This is a genomic window from Achromobacter sp. (assembly GCF_036567245.1).
GTDB lineage: Bacteria > Pseudomonadota > Gammaproteobacteria > Burkholderiales > Burkholderiaceae_B > Achromobacter.
The window spans coordinates 21173-35434 of record NZ_DATCUY010000296.1; the positions used below are offsets into that span (position 1 = coordinate 21173).

14 protein-coding genes and 2 tRNA genes are annotated in these 14262 nt (G+C 65.0%); 10 read left to right on the forward strand and 6 right to left on the reverse strand.

Annotation, left to right across the window (positions count from 1 at the left end; all coding sequences use genetic code 11):
• Positions 1–195: 195 nt before the first annotated feature.
• From VIR09_RS13210 to hrcA, 3 genes are read right to left on the reverse strand one after another with little or no spacing between them, the layout of a single operon-like run.
• Entirely contained in the window at positions 196–429 is a 234-nt protein-coding gene (locus VIR09_RS13210) for a hypothetical protein (protein WP_332013277.1), read from the reverse strand.
• Positions 419–1534: a ferrochelatase gene (gene hemH, locus VIR09_RS13215; RefSeq protein ID WP_332013289.1), complete on the reverse strand. Its 1116-nt coding sequence runs from the start codon at positions 1532–1534 to the stop codon at positions 419–421. Before hemH ends, VIR09_RS13210 begins: the two co-directional genes overlap by 11 nt.
• Positions 1535–1579: 45 nt before the next feature.
• Positions 1580–2584: a heat-inducible transcriptional repressor HrcA gene (hrcA, locus tag VIR09_RS13220; RefSeq protein ID WP_332013278.1), complete on the reverse strand. Its 1005-nt coding sequence runs from the start codon at positions 2582–2584 to the stop codon at positions 1580–1582.
• Between the two features lie 140 nt (positions 2585–2724).
• Between hrcA and VIR09_RS13225 the strand changes: the two genes are divergently transcribed.
• Positions 2725–3624 carry an NAD kinase gene (locus tag VIR09_RS13225; RefSeq protein WP_332013279.1) on the forward strand — a complete coding sequence of 300 codons (900 nt, stop codon included), beginning with the start codon at positions 2725–2727 and terminating at the stop codon, positions 3622–3624.
• A gap of 13 nt (positions 3625–3637) precedes the next feature.
• Positions 3638–5293, forward strand: a complete 1656-nt coding sequence (gene recN, locus VIR09_RS13230) for a DNA repair protein RecN (protein WP_332013280.1) — start codon at positions 3638–3640, stop codon at positions 5291–5293.
• Positions 5294–5448: 155 nt separating this feature from the next.
• Here the strand turns inward: recN and fur are convergent, their stop codons facing one another.
• Positions 5449–5868, reverse strand: coding sequence for a ferric iron uptake transcriptional regulator (fur, locus tag VIR09_RS13235; protein ID WP_043543731.1), 420 nt, complete (start codon positions 5866–5868; stop codon positions 5449–5451).
• Positions 5869–6020: 152 nt separating this feature from the next.
• On the opposite strand from fur, the gene VIR09_RS13240 reads away from it, so the two are divergent.
• The gene (locus VIR09_RS13240; RefSeq protein WP_332013281.1) at positions 6021–6557 is read left to right on the forward strand and encodes an outer membrane protein assembly factor BamE; all 537 of its coding nucleotides are present in this window, start codon (positions 6021–6023) and stop codon (positions 6555–6557) included.
• A 15-nt stretch (positions 6558–6572) separates the two neighbouring features.
• Positions 6573–7364, forward strand: a complete 792-nt coding sequence (gene dapB / locus VIR09_RS13245; RefSeq protein WP_332013282.1) for a 4-hydroxy-tetrahydrodipicolinate reductase — start codon at positions 6573–6575, stop codon at positions 7362–7364.
• Between the two features lie 65 nt (positions 7365–7429).
• On the opposite strand, the gene murB is transcribed toward dapB, so the two are convergent.
• Positions 7430–8476: a UDP-N-acetylmuramate dehydrogenase gene (gene murB / locus VIR09_RS13250; protein ID WP_332013283.1), complete on the reverse strand. Its 1047-nt coding sequence runs from the start codon at positions 8474–8476 to the stop codon at positions 7430–7432.
• Between the two features lie 227 nt (positions 8477–8703).
• Here murB and VIR09_RS13255 point away from each other — a divergent pair.
• The 6 genes from VIR09_RS13255 to VIR09_RS13280 all read left to right on the forward strand — a co-directional run bounded on the left by VIR09_RS13255 (position 8704) and on the right by VIR09_RS13280 (position 13815).
• Positions 8704–8779 (forward strand) — tRNA-Gly (locus VIR09_RS13255).
• A 296-nt stretch (positions 8780–9075) separates the two neighbouring features.
• Positions 9076–9149, forward strand: a tRNA-Cys gene (locus VIR09_RS13260).
• A 78-nt stretch (positions 9150–9227) separates the two neighbouring features.
• Positions 9228–9461 (forward strand): hypothetical protein, encoded by a 234-nt coding sequence (locus VIR09_RS13265; RefSeq protein WP_332013284.1) that lies wholly within the window; start codon positions 9228–9230, stop codon positions 9459–9461.
• A gap of 84 nt (positions 9462–9545) precedes the next feature.
• Positions 9546–11006 carry a catalase gene (locus VIR09_RS13270; RefSeq protein ID WP_332013285.1) on the forward strand — a complete coding sequence of 487 codons (1461 nt, stop codon included), beginning with the start codon at positions 9546–9548 and terminating at the stop codon, positions 11004–11006.
• A gap of 128 nt (positions 11007–11134) precedes the next feature.
• On the forward strand, positions 11135–12751 hold the full coding sequence (locus VIR09_RS13275) for a thiamine pyrophosphate-binding protein (RefSeq protein ID WP_332013286.1): 1617 nt from the start codon (positions 11135–11137) through the stop codon (positions 12749–12751).
• A 62-nt stretch (positions 12752–12813) separates the two neighbouring features.
• Positions 12814–13815, forward strand: a complete 1002-nt coding sequence (locus VIR09_RS13280; protein ID WP_332013287.1) for a tripartite tricarboxylate transporter substrate binding protein — start codon at positions 12814–12816, stop codon at positions 13813–13815.
• On the opposite strand, the gene VIR09_RS13285 is transcribed toward VIR09_RS13280, so the two are convergent.
• A partial coding sequence (locus VIR09_RS13285; RefSeq protein WP_332013288.1) for a substrate binding domain-containing protein occupies positions 13812–14262 on the reverse strand: 451 nt, incomplete at its 5' end. The genes VIR09_RS13280 and VIR09_RS13285 overlap by 4 nt on opposite strands.

Consider the following 14262-nt stretch of genomic DNA (forward strand, 5'->3'; position numbering starts at 1 on the left):
ATGAATGGGGGCCAATACCCCTATTTCAAGCCCGGGAAAGCAAATATTCCCTGACGGCGCCAGGCAGCAGAGACAGGCGGAATGTAATCAAGAATCCGCCTAATTTCTGCTAAATACCGTCAAATATCAGACTGCAAGCATAAATTCGACGTTTTCCACCGCCATCCGGCAAATGGTGGACACCCGCTGCGGCGACTACTTCTTATGCGGTTGCGCTGGCGCGACCGGGTCGCTGGCGGGAAAGCTGTCCTTCAGTGCGCGATCCATGGCCCGATCCTCGTCGGGCTCGGGGCTGATCGCGATGGGATCGCTGGCGGGAAAGGTCTCGGCAAGCGCCTCGTCCAGTTCGTGTTCCACCTGATCTTCATCCACCGGGGTGCTGACCTGCCCCTTTTTGACGATCTTGCCAGTCTTGGGATCATGGTGCATGCGCCTTCTCCTTCAAGTCCGTGATTTGCGTGGGCCACCCCTGCAAGTGGCGTGCCACCAGGTCGGCCAGCCCTGCGATCCAGGCCGGATCGTCGTTGATCGCCGGGATGTAGCGGAACCGCTTGCCGCCGGCCCCGATAAAGGCGTCGCGGCATTCCAGGCTGATCTCTTCCAGGGTTTCCAGACAGTCTGCCACAAAACCCGGACACACCACATCGACCTCGGTCACGCCTGCCGCGGCAAGCGCCTTGAGGGTGGGTTCGGTATAGGGCTCCAGCCAGCGGGCGGTGCCGAAGCGGCTCTGGAAGGTCACCTCGATCTGCTCGCGCGGCAACGACAGGCGCTGGCCCAGCAGGCGCGCGGTATCCATGCAATCGCGGTAGTACGGGTCGCCCAGTTCGATCGAGTAGCGCGGCAAGCCATGGAAGCTCATGACCAGCTTCTGCGGCTTGCCATGCTCCTGCCAATAGCGTTCGATGCGGCCGGCCAGCGCGTCCAGGTAGGCCGGTTCTTCATGGAAGCGCTTGATGAAGCGCAATTCGGGCTGGTCGCGCAGGCGGCCCGCATGGCGGGTAACGGCGTCCACCACCGTGGCGGTGGTGCTGGCGGCGTACTGGGGATAGAGCGGGACGGTCAGGATGCGTTCGCAGCCCTGCTTGCGCAGGCGCGAGATGGCGTCGGGAATCGAAGGATTGCCGTAGCGCATGCCCAGTTCCACCACGGCGTCGATGCCGGCCCCGGCCAGGGCGGCGCGCACGCCGTCGGCCTGGCGCTGGCTGTACACCATCAGGGGCGAACCTTCCTTCATCCAGACGCCGGCGTAGCGCGGCTCAAGCTTCTTGGGCCGCGAGGTCAGGACCAGGCAATGCAGGATGGGCTTCCACAGATAGCGCGGGATCTCGATCACTCGCGGGTCGGACAGGAACTCGCCCAGGTACTTGCGTATGTCCTGCTTACCCGGCGTGTCCGGCGTGCCCAGGTTCACCAGCAGCACGCCGACCTTGCCGGGCTCGCGCGGCGCCGGGTCTTCGTCGAAGGGATCCTCCTGCTCGGGTTCCGGCAGATAACGCTCAGGCCACAGGTACTTGAACAGGCGAAGAAACACAAACACTCCCCTTCCTCCGCGAGGAGGACGTAGCTTCGGATGGACCTACTGGTTGTGGCTGAGGGCGTTGGACAGCAAGCGCGCCGTGATATCCACGATGGGAATGACGCGTTCGTAGGCCATGCGCGTGGGGCCGATGACGCCCAGCGTGCCTACGACCTTGCCGTCCACGCCGTAAGGCGCGGTGATGACCGAGACCTCTTCCATGGGCACCAGCTGCGAATCGCCGCCGATGTAGATCTGCACGCCCTGGGCGCGGGTGGACACGTCCAGCAGCTGCAACAGGTCGGTCTTTTTCTCGAACAGCGAGAACATCTTGCGCAGGCGGTCCATGTCGGAGGCGATGTCGGTCACGTCCAGCAGCTTGCGCTCACCGGAAATGACCATGGCGTCGCCGTCCTCGGCGGCTTCCGCGCTGGCTTCGACCGCGGCCTGCATCAGACGCGAGATATCCTCGCGCAGCTGCGCCAGTTCGGTCGACAGCGTCTGCCGCACCGCGTTGAAGGACTTGCCGGCGAAGTGCATGTTGAAGAAATTGCCGGCTTCCAGCAATTCCGCCTCGGCGTAGTCGCGCTGGACGAAAAGAATGCGGTTCTGGACGTCGCCGTCGGGCGTGACGATGATGAGCAGCACGCGCTTGTCGGACAGGCGGATGAATTCGATCTGGCGGAACACCTGGGCGCGCTTGGGCGTCAGCACCACCCCCGCGAACTGGGTCAGGTTGGACAGCAGCGCCGCCGCCGCGTTGACGGCCCGGGTGGGTTCGGCGGCCGCCAGCATCTCGCCCATGTTGTGCGGCTCGAGCTGGTAGGACTGCACCGCCAGCAGCGAATCGACGAACATGCGGTAGCCCCGCGGCGTGGGAACGCGGCCGGCGGAAGTGTGCGGGCTGTGGATCAGTCCCAGTTCTTCGAGATCCGACATCACATTGCGGATCGTGGCCGGGGACAAGTCGAATACTTTCGATAGCGTCCGCGAGCCGACTGGCTGTCCATCGGCGATATAGCGTTCGATCAACGCTTTCAGTAGTGCGCGTGCGCGGTCATCCATAACAAGTATTTTAGGGAATCTTTTTCAATTGAGGCGATTTTTGTCCTGCAAGCAGATATGCGGCCCCATATAATCGGCTAAACCGCCCATTCCGGGCTGGTTTCGGCTTCAGGTCCGGCCTTTTTGATACGCAAGCAGCCATGCACTTTCCTACCGTAGCCCTGATCGGCAGATACCAGGACACCGGCCTGGACACACCGCTGAGAGCACTGGCCCACGCGCTGAGGCAAGCGGGCAGGCAGGTGCTCATCGATGCGGACACGGCGCGCAATACCGGATTGACCGAATACCCCGTCGCCACGCTCGAGGAAATCGGCAAGACCGCATCGCTGGCCGTGGTCATGGGCGGCGACGGCACCGTGCTGGGCGCAAGCCGCCACCTCGCGCCCTATGGCATGCCGCTGGTCGGCATCAACCACGGGCGCCTGGGTTTCATCACAGACATCGCGCTGCAGGACGCGCACGCTGCGCTGGCGCGCGTGCTCGAAGGCAGCTTCCAGATCGAAGAACGCATGCTGCTGGAAGGCAGCGTGTGGCGCGGCGACCAGAAGATGTACTCCGCATCCGCCCTGAACGACGTGGTGCTGAACCGCGCGGGACGCGGCGGCATGATCGAAGTGCGGGTGGAGCTGGACGGCGCCTTCATGTACACGCAGCGCGCCGACGGCCTGATCATCGCCACCCCCACGGGCTCTACCGCGTACGCGCTGTCGGCCAACGGCCCCATCCTGCATCCCGGCATGAACGCCATGGTGCTGGTGCCCGTGGCGCCGCAAACGCTGTCCAACCGCCCCATCGTCATCCCCGATTCCGGCGTGCTGAACATGACGCTCACGGCCATGGGCCGCGTGGAAGTCGGCGCCAGCGTGCATTTCGACATGCAGACCTGGTCCGACCTGCAGCCGGGGGACCGCATCGTCGTACAGCGCGCCCCCTATACCATCCGCTTCGTGCATCCCGAAGGCTACAGTTTCTTCTCCACCCTGCGCCGCAAGCTGCACTGGAACCTGATGCCCGAAGCCTCCGACAACGTAGAGTAGTAAGCGCCCCGACATGCTGCGCACCCTGCATATCCGCGACTTCGTCATCGTCGAACAGACCGAGATCCATTTCGGCCCCGGCTTCAGCGTCTTTTCCGGCGAAACCGGCGCAGGCAAATCCATACTGGTGGATGCGCTGGCGCTCGCGCTGGGCGAACGCGGCGACGCCAGCATGCTGCGCGAAGGCGCGCCGCGCGCCGACATCACCGCGGTCTTCGACACGCCCAAGGGGCTGATCGCCTGGCTGCAAGAGCGCGAAATCGACGCCGACGCGGAACTGTCCCTGCGCCGCGTCATCGACGCCCAGGGCCGCAGCCGCGCCTACATCAACGGCACGCCTGCCACCGTGGCGCAATTGCGCGAACTGGGCGACAGCCTGGTCGACATCCACGGCCAACACGCGCACCAAAGCCTGATGCGCGCCGACGCCCAGCGCGACCTGCTGGACGCCCACGGCGGCCACGGCGAACTGCGCAACGCGGTCGGCCAGGCCTGGAAGCAATGGCGCGCGCTGGCGCGCCAGCTGGAATCCGCCGAAAAGGACGCCGCAAGCCTGGCCACTGAGCGCGACCGCCTGCAATGGCAGGTCGACGAACTCGACCAATTGAACCTCGGCCCGGACGAATGGGACGCGCTGCAGTCTGAACACACGCGCCTGTCGCACTCGCAATCGCTGCTGGACGGCGCTACGCAGATCATTGACGCCCTGGATGGCGAAGGCGACTCCGCGCATCACCGGCTCACGTCTGCCAACCACCGCATCCAGCAGATGCTGCGCCATGATCCCGGCCTGCAAGGCGTGCATGATGAACTGGAATCGGCGCGCATCGCCATCAGCGAGGCCGTGTCGGATCTGAATAATTATGTCAGCCGGGTGGATCTCGATCCGCAGCGGCTCGTGGCTGTCGAGGCGCGTCTGGGCCTGGTGTTCGAAACCGCCCGCAAATTCCGCGTCGAACCCGACGCGCTCTGCGAACTGCGCGACACGCTGCATGCGCAGCTCGCAGCCCTGCAAGCCGCGGGCGACATCGATGCCCTGCGCGCCCAAGCCCAGGCCGCACAGGCGCAGTACGACGCCAGCGCGGCCAAGCTGACGACGGCGCGCCGCAAGGTCGCCAAGGACCTGGGCAAGCAAGTCACGCAGGCCATGCAAACGCTGGCGATGCAAGGCGGCAAGTTCGAGCCCACGCTGGCCGCATCGGCGCCCTCCACGCATGGCAACGAGCAGGTCGAATTCCTGGTGGCCGGCCATGCCGGCACCACGCCGCGCCCGCTGAGCAAGGTAGCGTCAGGCGGCGAATTGTCGCGGATCTCGCTGGCGCTGTCCGTCATCGCCAGCCGCGCCGCGCGCGTGCCCACGCTGATCTTCGACGAGGTCGACAGCGGCGTCGGCGGCGCGGTGGCCGAGGCCGTCGGCAAGCTGCTGCGCGAACTCGGCGAACGCCATCAGGTCCTGTGCGTGACCCATCTGCCCCAGGTGGCGGCCTGCGCCAACAACCAGTTCCTGGTCAGCAAGGCCGAATCGCGCGGCACCACCCGTTCCAGCATCGAAGAGCTGGACGCCCCTGCCCGCGTCGAGGAAATTGCACGCATGCTGGGCGGCATCAAGCTCACCGCAACCACCCGCGAACATGCTCGCGAAATGCTGGCTGGTTTCGGGCAAGACTGAAAGCCTGCTCTCAGCGCCCGTTGGCAACCCCGGGGCGGCTCGGCGGCGAGCCGGATTTCGTCGTGTACGTAAAAAAAGCCCCTTCGATCTGAAGGGGCTTTGGATCTCGCCTGCCCGCTGCGAGCGTAGCCGCGGGCTGGACTACCGGGCCGGAATCAGCGGCCCTTCATGCAGCTGCCGCAAATGCCGTACAACACCATGGCGTGGCTTTCCAGCGCGAAGGAGTTGTCCTTGGCAATCTTTTGCTGACGCTTTTCGATCTCGGGGTCCGAAAACTCGACCACTTTGCCGCAATTCGTGCAGATCAGGTGATCGTGGTGATCGCCGTCGTTGAGCTCGAACACCGCCTTGCCGCTGTCGAACTGGCTGCGGGCAAGAATGCCGGCCTGTTCGAACTGGGTCAGGACGCGGTAGACGGTAGCCAGCCCGATTTCGACGTTTTCGCCGATCAGGGCGCGATAGACGTCTTCGGCGCTCAAGTGCCGTTGATCCGATTTCCGGAAAATATCAAGAATTTTCAGGCGGGGAAACGTCGCCTTCAAACCCATGTTCTTCAGTTCGCTTTGGTCGCTCATGGTGTAATCGCTCTCCGTCCGCGTTGGCATGGGCAGGATAGGTTCACCGCGAGCCGGCTCACCGAAATCATGCCGCCACGCGGAACTATCCTTATGAAACCTTTATGATAACGGTTTTGTCTGCTTCCAAATAATAGGGGCGCGTTGTGTCCATGATTGCACGAATTCCCTCCCGCTCGCTGAAGACTGGCCTGGCGGTGGCCGCCCTGGCCGTCGCCCTGGCCGGATGCTCGGGGGACAAGTGGGGCTTCCCCTACAAAGCCGGCGTCCAGCAAGGAAACTGGATCACCCAGGAGCAGGTGGCCCTGCTGCAGCCCGGCATGACGCGCGAGCAGGTGCGCTTCGCCCTCGGCAGCCCGACGCTGACCAGCGTGCTGCACGCCAACCGCTGGGACTACCCCTACTACTACAAGCCTGGCTACGGCGACGCCCAGGAACGCAAATTCACGGTCTGGTTCGAAAACGACCGCCTGACCCGCTGGGAAGGCGACAAGCAGCCTGAGCTGCAGCCCTACCAGATCAACACGCCCAACGCCGTCGCCGACGAAAAGGCGGACAAGCGCCTGACGGAAGACGAAGCCCGCCAGAAGGAAGAGGAAGACCAGCGCAAGCGTGACGCCGCCGCTCCGGTCAGCCCCCTCAACCAGTATCCTGGCCAGCCCGGCAACGCCCCCGAGCCGCTCAAGTAACACCAAGGACTATCTATGCGTATTGCAATTGCCGGCGCCAGCGGCCGGATGGGCCAGATGCTGATCGAAGCCGTCCTGAATGCCTCCGGCCTGCAGCTTGCCGTGGCGCTGGACCGCCAGGGCTCGGCCGCGCTGGGCCAGGACGCCGGCGCGCCGCTGGGCAAGCTGACGGGCGTGGCCATCACCGATGACCTCGACGCGCTGGCCCAGGCTGACTGCCTGATCGACTTCACCCGTCCGGAAGGCACGCTCGAACACCTGCAGGCCTGCGTCAAGCACGGCGTGAACGCCGTCATCGGCACCACCGGTTTCGACGACAACGGCCGCGCCGCGATCGAAGTCGCCGCCCAGAAGATCGGCATCGTCTTCGCGCCCAACATGAGCGTGGGCGTCAACGCCACGCTCAAGTTGCTGGACATGGCCGCGCGCATCCTGAATTCTGGCTACGACGTCGAAGTGTTCGAAGCACACCATCGCAACAAGGTCGACGCCCCTTCTGGCACCGCGCTGAAAATGGGCGAAACCATTGCTTCGGCCTGGGACGTGGCTCTGCCGGACGTCGCCACCTGGAGCCGCCACGGCGATACCGGCGTGCGCAAGCCCGGCACCATCGGCTTCTCAGTGCTGCGCGGCGGCGACATCGTCGGCGACCACACCGTGTCCTTCTGCGGCACCGGCGAACGCATCGAGATCACGCACCGCTCGGCCAGCCGCGCCACCTACGCGGAAGGCGCCCTGCGCGCTGCCCGCTTCCTGGAAGGCAAACACAACGGCCTGTACGACATGCAATCCGTATTGGGCTTCTGAGCAGCCCTCGCGGACAGAAATAAGGACCCCGCGGGGTCCTTATTTTTTGCCGGGCCGAAACAACCTCACACCACCACGGGTTCCGGTTCGAGCCGCACGCCATAGCGCTCGGACACCGCTTCCTGGATGGCATGCGCCAAGCCCATGATGTCGGCTGCCGTGGCCCCGCCGCGGTTGACCAGCACCAGGGCCTGGCGCTCGTGCACGCCGGCAGCCCCCAGCGTACGGCCCTTCCAGCCACACTGGTCGATCAGCCAGCCGGCCGCCAGCTTGTAGCCGCCATCCGGCTGGGCGTACGACACCAGACCAGGAAAACGGCCGAGCAAGGCATCGCGCGCCTCGGACGATACGATGGGATTCTTGAAAAAGCTGCCCGCGTTGCCCGTCACCGCCGGATCGGGCAGCTTGGCGCGGCGGATCTCGCACACCGCATCGAAAATATTGCGCGCGCTCGGCGCATCTGCCGCCAAACGCGCATGGCGCTGCAGGTCGGGGTAGCCCAGCACCGGCCGCCAGGGCCGGGGCAAGGCGAAACGCACGCTGACGATGACCCACCGTCCCGGCTCATCGTGCTTGAAAACGCTGTCTCGATAGGAAAACCGGCAATCGGCCGCGCTCATTTCGACCAGACGGCCTACGCGCACATCCCAGGCGGTCAGGCTATGGAAGCGCTCCTGCAGTTCGACACCGTAGGCGCCGATGTTCTGCACCGGAGCCGCGCCCACCGTGCCAGGAATCAGCGCCAGGTTCTCCAGCCCGTCCCAACCCTGGTTCACGCAGGTTTCGACAAAGCCGTGCCAGGTCTCCCCGCCCGCCGCCTCGACCAGCCAGGCGTCGGACCGGCATTCCAGCAGGCGCACGCCCTTGAAGGCGACCCGCGCCACCAGCCCCTGCACCTGGCGCGGCAGCACCAGATTGCTGCCACCGCCCAGCACCAGCAGAGATGACGCCGCGCGCGCCAGCTGCGACAGCGCCGGCAACTGGGCCGGATCCTCCAGAGTCACGAAGGCCCCGGCCTGCGACTCCAGACCCAGCGTGTTCAGCCGGGTGAGATCCTGACTGACGGGGAACAAGGCGGGGGACGGATGGGCTGGGACGGGCGAATTTGACATGGGTGCAGCGGATTGCTATAGTTTCTGTCTTCGCTCATATTACTTGATTGAGTGCTTGCCCTGAGTTTCGGGTCTTGTTCGAAAGCTGCTCGCAGTGAACAAAGCCAAAAAGCACAGGCCAAGACAAGCTCAAAAAAATCATGTAAGATGCGCGCCTTCTGATCGATAACCAAGTTGATCAGAGTGAATAAGAAAACAGGTTCTGGCTGTTCAAGTGCAGAACCCATGCGGGAGTAGCTCAGTTGGTAGAGCGCAACCTTGCCAAGGTTGAGGTCGCGAGTTCGAGACTCGTCTCCCGCTCCAAATTCTGGTTTTCAGCTTCCTTCACGGAATTCTGGAAATCCTTGAGAAAGGGCCCGTCGGGCCCTTTTTTCATTTCCGCGTTCGCATCGGGGGCCTTCCCGCCGCCGCCCTGCGGCGCATCTGCGCACCGCACGCCCCTCCCCCGATTTGAATCCGCCTTGCTCTGCGGCCTATGACGTACGCATCCTTGTCCTGCGCCATTCATCCTGGACGTTAGGACAATTTTCGTGGATTCGCGGAAGTCCACGCCCTGCCCGGCTTGCGTACCATTCATTACGTCCTAGGACAAATTGGATGGCGCGGTGGCAGAGTGGTCATGCGGCAGATTGCAAATCTCCTGAGGTTGGTTCGATTCCAGCCCGCGCCTCCAAGGTCAACCTGGCGATTCTTCCCTTCAAGCCGGAATCGCCAGCGGCATTCGCTCTGGCGGCACACGAAGGAGATCGCCTTGATTCAAGTCACCCTGTTCCATGACGGCTGCAATCTCTGCCTGAGCATCGATCGCAACATAGCGGCGGTGTTCACGACGCCGCAGCATCGCTACGAATCGTTCGACCTGGCCCGACAACCCGAACACGCCGCACAAGCTCGCGCCCTGGGCATCACCCGACTGCCGTCCCTTGTAATCGACGGCCGCGTGCTACGGCTGGAAGACCATTCCCCCATTGAACACTACGCCTGAGCCGGGCGTGGCCGGATCCGGGCCCGCTGCGATGCACCCGCTCCGGAAGACCGCCGCCACGTCGAACCAGGAAAGGATCCCATCGTGAGCAAACTCACCACCGCATTCGGCGCCCCCGTACCGGACGACGACAACACCATGACCGCCGGTCCGCGCGGGCCTGCGCTTTTGCAGGACGTCTGGTTCCTGGAGAAGATGGCGCACTTCGACCGCGAGGTGATACCGGAGCGGCGCATGCACGCCAAAGGCGCCGGCGCCTTCGGCACGTTCACCGTGACCCATGACATCACGCGCTACACCAAGGCCAGGATCTTCAGCCAGGTCGGCAAGCGGACCGACATGTTCGCCCGTTTCTCCACCGTGGCCGGAGAACGCGGCGCAGCCGATGCCGAGCGCGACATCCGCGGCTTTGCCCTCAAGTTCTACACCGAAGAGGGCAACTGGGATCTGGTCGGCAACAACACGCCGGTCTTCTTCGTGCGCGATCCGCTGAAGTTCTCCGACCTGAACCGGGCCGTCAAGCGCGATCCGCGCACAGGCATGCGCAGCCCGCAGAACAACTGGGACTACTGGACCCTGCTGCCCGAGACCCTGCACCAGGTGACACTCATCATGGGCGACCGCGGCATTCCGAAGAGCTATCGCCACATGCATGGCTTCGGCAGCCACACCTATAGCTTCATCAATGCCGCCAACGAGAGGTTCTGGGTCAAGTTCACCTTCAAGACCCAACAAGGCATCCGGAACCTGACGGACGCCGAGGCCGGCCAGGTCATCGCGGGAGACCGCGAAAGCAACCAGCGCGACCTGTACGAAGCGATCGAACGCGGCGAGTTCCCGCGCTGGACCCTGTACGTGCAGATCATGCCCGAGGCCGAAGCCAATACCTATCGTCTCAATCCCTTCGACCTGACCAAGGTCTGGCCGCATAAGGACTATCCGCTGATCGAGGTCGGCATCCTGGAGCTCAACCGGAATCCGGAGAATTTCTTCGCCGAGGTTGAACAGGCCGCGTTCAGCCCCGCGGTGATCGTGCCCGGCATCGGCTTCTCTCCGGACAAGATGCTGCAGGGCCGCCTGTTCTCGTATGGCGACACGCAGCGCCATCGGCTGGGCGTGAACTATCCGCAGATCCCGGTCAACGCGCCCCGCTGTCCGTTCCACAGCTACCACCGCGATGGAGCCATGCGCGTGGATGGCAACGGCGGCAGCACGCCCGCATACACACCGAACAGCCACGGCGCCCTGCAGGCGCAACCGGACTACTCCGAACCGCCGTTGGACATCAGCGGCGCCGCGGCGCGCTGGAACCACCGGGAAGATGCCGATTATTTCTCCCAGCCCGGCGACCTGTTCCGATTGATGGCGGCCGATGAAAAGCAAAGGCTGTTCGAGAACACGGCCCGCGCGATCCGCGGCGCGTCCCGGGAGGTCATCGAGCGCCACATCGCCAACTGTGCCCAGGCGGATCCGGCCTACGGACAAGGCGTGCTCGCTGCGATCGCGGCGCAGACCGATCGAGACAGCCCGCGAGCCGCCCCCTAGGTTCAAAAAACATCAACCAACACGCCACGGATAGCCGATACACTGAACTCTCCCATAGCCGGTATAAAAACAGGCGCTCAGCGTTTACCAGCGCGGCCCTAGCGGAGACACAGGTGCTTGGATCACAGTTGATTATCCGTACGCTGCATCGCCTGGGCGTCAAGACCATCTTCAGCCTGTCCGGCAATCAGATCATGCCGCTCTACGATGCCTGTATCGATGCAGGCATCCGCATCATCCACGTGCGACATGAGGCGGCCGCCGTCTTCATGGCGGACGCCTGGTCCCAGATCACCGGTGAACTCGGCGTCGCGATGCTGACCGCGGCGCCAGGCATCACCAACGGCCTCGCGCCGCTTTATTCGGCGTCGCAGGCGGAAAGCCCCGTGCTGCTCATCTCCGGCGACTCCTCCGTCGCCGAGGACGGCTCGGGCGCCTTCCAGGAACTGGACCAGGTCGCCATCACCAGTCCGTTGACCAAGCTGTCGCTGCGTCCGCGGACCGTGCAGGAACTCTACCCCGCGCTCGAAAGCGCGGTCGCGCAAGCGCTTGCGCCCCGGCGCGGGCCGGTACATCTGGCCCTGCCCTTCGACCTGATGACCGCCGAGACCGGCTTGGCGGAGCTTCCCGCCGCAGCGCGGAGTCGCGAGGCTGCTGCGATGGACGCCGCCGGCCTGGAAAAGCTCGCCGCACTGGTGAATGCGGCGCAGCGCCCCCTGGTGCTGGCCGGCCCCACAGGCGCGCGGCCTCACGTGCGCGCAGTCCGCGAGATGCTGGAAGAAGCGCTTGCGGTGCGCGTCATCCCCATGGAAAGCCCCCGCGGCCTGAAAGATCCTTCCCTGGGTTCCCTGGCCGCGCTGATGCCGCAAGCGGACCTCATCGTGCTGGCAGGCAAGAGCCTGGACTTCACGCTGGGCTTCGGCGGCACGGGCGCGCTGGGCCAGACGGCCCGGATCGTGGCGATCGACCCGGACCCCGCCATGCTGGAACGCGCGAGCCGCCTGCTGGGCGAACGACTGGCCCTGGCCTTACAGGGCGATCCCTACGCCGTACTGTCCGCGATGCATGCGACGCCAGCCCCGGCCGAGCGCGCCCCCTGGCGCGCGCGCGTGGATGAAGCGCTGCGCAACCGGACCGCTCTGGGCGCCGCCCCGTCCCTTGACGGCGCATTGGGGCCGCGCGCGCTTTGCGAGACGGTCCAGGCGTTTCTCGCCACTGTCCCGAATCCGATCCTGGTCTGCGACGGCGGCGAGTTCGGCCAATGGGCGCAGGCTTACTGCCAGGCGCCGGTACGCATCATCAACGGCATGTCCGGCGCGATCGGCGCGGGCATCTGCTACGCGATCGGCGCCAAGATCGCGCAGCCCGATGCGACCGTGGTGGTCCTCATGGGCGATGGCACCGCAGGCTTCCATCTGATGGAGCTGGACACGGCGGTGCGCGAACAGGCCGCGATCATCGCCGTGATCGGCAACGACCTGAGGTGGAACGCGGAACACCTGATCCAGATGCGCAGCTATGGCCCGCACAGGCTGATCGGCTGCGAACTTGCGCCGACCGCGCGCTACCACGACGTCGCCGCAGCGCTCGGCGGGGCAGGATTTGCTGCGCAGGACAGCGACGGTCTCGCGACCGCGCTGGGCATGGCGGCGAACAGCGGGCTGCCCGCCTGCATCAACGTTTCCCTGGCGGGCGAGCCCGCCCCGGCGTTCAGCGCATCAACGCAGTCCGCGACCGGTCATTGACCTCGAGGCATCGAGCGCAGCTGCAGTCCGGTTTCGCCCCTTAGCACGACAGGAGACTTCCCATGATCAGCCCTACCGGCCGCCGGCCGGGCGCGTTCGCTCGCGCCGCGATTTGCATGCTTGCCACGCTTCCGGGCCTGGCAATCGCCCAAGCCTATCCCGCCAAACCGATCCAGCTCATCGTTCCGTTCAGCGCCGGCGGCGACGCCGACATGGCGGCCCGCAATCTGTCCGCCGCCGCGCAAGGCGTGCTTGGCCAGCCCATCGTCGTGGTCAACAAGGCCGGGGCGAACGGCGCGATCGGCTCCGCCGCCGTGAAGAACGCCGCCCCCGACGGCTACACGCTGCTGATGGGCCGGATAGGCTCTCAGGTCCTGCTGCCCGCGCTGCAGCCCAAGACCACCCCCTATACCTCGAAGGACTTCACCTTCATCGGGCTGCTGGAGCTGAACCCGGTAGTCTGTGTGGTGCACCCGGACAGCCCCTACAAGACGATCCGTGACCTGGCGCAGGCGATGAAGGCGCAGCCCGGCAAGCTCAACTACAGCCATTCCGGCCCGGCAACAGTGCAGAATCTGGCGCCCCAGCTGCTGCTGAGCAGCCTAGGCCTGAAGCCCGACACCGTGGTCAGCGTGCCGTACAAGGGCGGCAACGAGGTCGCGCTGGCGGTCCTCAGCAAGGACGCCGACTTCGCCTGCAACAACCTGAGTTCGATGACCGGCATACTCGCCAGCGGCAAGCTGCGCGCCCTGCTGACGACCACGCCGGAACGCCTCGCGCAGTTTCCCGACATACCGACCGCACGCGAGCTGGGGCTGCCCCAGCTCGAAGCGGTCATAGGCTGGAGCGGACTCTTCGGGCCACCCGCCATGAGCCCCGAAGCCGTGGCCAAATGGGCATCGGCGCTCAAACAGATTGCGCAGGATCCGAAGTGGATTGCCGGCAACGCCAACTTCGGCGGCATACCCCATGTGCTGTCGCCCGCCGAGACGGAAAAGTACATCAGCCAGGGGGCCGCGATCTATGCAGACCTGGTGGCCAAGGCCGGCTTGCAGGTCAACTAGCGGTCAGCGCTCGGCGGCGGAAATGGCCCTCCGAATCCTTCGGCCGCCGGAATGGCGTCACGTAGGTAGCCGACGAACGAAGACACGGTCAGGGGCACGCGCGGCGTGTAGGGTCTGACCGCGTAAAGCCGCTCCGCATAGTCGCCGACAACGCGCCACCCTCGCAGGACCTCGACCAGCGCCCCGCTGCGCAAGGCCTGATTTGCGCTGAAGTCCGGCAGCAGCGCGATCCCCAGCGACCCGACCGCCACTTCCCGCAGCACTTCGCTATTGTTCGCCGTGAAGCTTCCGCGCACCGGCACCGCCACGCGCTTGTCCCCATCACGCGACGCGAACGACCAGGAGGCGCTGCCGCTGCGCCGCAGGTAATGCAGGCAATTGTGGCTGGCCAGATCCATGGGCGTCTTCGGCGTGCCGTGCGTCGCCAGATATTCCGGGGTCGCGACC